Here is a 1,632-nt window from a genome sequence, read left to right as displayed (position 1 = left end):
GAAGGGTCCATCATCCTCGATGTTGCCGGAGAACAGAAGGCAAGCCTCACAGTGGAAGAGCTGGTACGCAGGTTCAAGGACCTACGCAAGAAAAACTTTGACAATGACGAAGGACTGCTTACCGATTAACGGGTTGTCAGCGTTGCCCTCACCAAGAGAGAGGGGCAAGAGGTAGTATAGTGAAACCCACCCTTCAGGAAACGGCGTTGGAGCCCATGTTCTCCCGCCGTTTTCTGTATACTCTTATTATTCCTCTTATCATCGAGCAAGTGCTTATGGTCTCCATCGGGATGGCTGACACGGTCATGATTGCATCGGCCGGAGAAAGCGCTGTAAGCGCCATCAGCTTGGTGGATTCAATCACCATTTTGATCGTCCAGCTCTTTGCAGCCTTCGCTACCGGCGGAGCAGTGGTTGCAAGCCAATATCTGGGAAACAGGGATAATGCATCGGCCAATGCAGCAGCCAAGCAACTGATACTGCTCTCCCTGCTTGTTTCAATCTTTCTGCTCATACTCTGCATGCCATTCAGGAGGCAGATTATCAGTTTTATCTTTGGATCGATTGAAACATCAGTTCTCGAAGGTGGAGCAACCTACTTCATATATATCCTTCTCTCCCTACCCTTTCTCGCTGCATACAACGCATCGGCGGCATTGTTTCGCTCCATGGGAAACAGCAAGATCTCACTGTGGGTGAGTCTGGTCATGAATCTGGTGAATGTCGCAGGAAATGCCTACTTCATCTTTGCCCTACATCTGGGTGTAATTGGTGCAGGTCTAGGCACTTTGCTCAGCCGTATCATTGGTAGTGCGATCATCCTTGCATTACTGACCAATCCAACCAATCAGATCTCAGTGAGAAACTATCGCCATTGGTCCCTTCGCTGGGATATGATCAAACGAATCCTGCATATAGGTATCCCCAATGGGATTGAGGGTTCCGTTTTCCAGATTGGAAAACTGCTTGTGCAAGGATTCATTGCTGCCTTCGGTACAGCATCCATTGCAGCCAATGCCATTGCAAACTCAGTAGCATCCTTCGTTAATATTCCTGGCGGGGCAATCGGTCTGGCCTCGATCACCGTTATCGGACAGGCAGTCGGGGCAAAGCGTCCAGACCAGGCAGTCTTCTACGGGAAGAGGCTGCTCTTTGCTGCATATATTGCCATGATCATCGTGGCAATCCCTGTATTCATCTTCGCTCCAAGAATCGTCTTGATCTTCAATCTCTCAGTTGAGGCGACCGAACTTGCATCAAACGTTATTCGCTCAGCCATGATCTTCAGTTCCATTCTCTGGCCAACAGCATTCTCCCTTCCCAATTTCCTGCGGGCCGCAGGAGATGCCAAGTTTACCATGGTTGTATCCATGGTGAGCATGTGGGCAAGCAGGGTTGGCATGAGCTACCTTCTGGCAATACTCTTCGGGTGGGGAATCTACGGGGTATGGTTTGGCATGTATATTGACTGGATCTTCAGAAGCATCTGTTTCATCACCCGGTTTGCCCGGGGGAAGTGGAAAACCAAGCGTGTAATATAGAACAGTACCTCCAAATGTTTTAAAAAACTTTGTTCAAAGAACATCTTTCTCTTTACAAATACCAAAAAGGTATTATCATGATACATGAACG

Annotated in this window: 1 protein-coding gene; it reads left to right on the top strand. The window is 48.5% G+C overall.

What is annotated here, in order from left to right:
• The first annotated feature begins 179 nt into the window (after nucleotides 1-179).
• Nucleotides 180-1,541: an MATE family efflux transporter gene (locus JF818_RS06155; protein ID WP_370570312.1), complete on the top strand. Its 1,362-nt coding sequence runs from the start codon at nucleotides 180-182 to the stop codon at nucleotides 1,539-1,541.
• The last annotated feature ends 91 nt before the right edge of the window (nucleotides 1,542-1,632 follow it).

Origin of the sequence: Sphaerochaeta sp. S2 (genome assembly GCF_016406725.1) — a bacterium.
Taxonomy (GTDB): Bacteria; Spirochaetota; Spirochaetia; order Sphaerochaetales; family Sphaerochaetaceae; genus Sphaerochaeta.
This window is presented reverse-complemented; position numbering and strand designations above follow the sequence as displayed.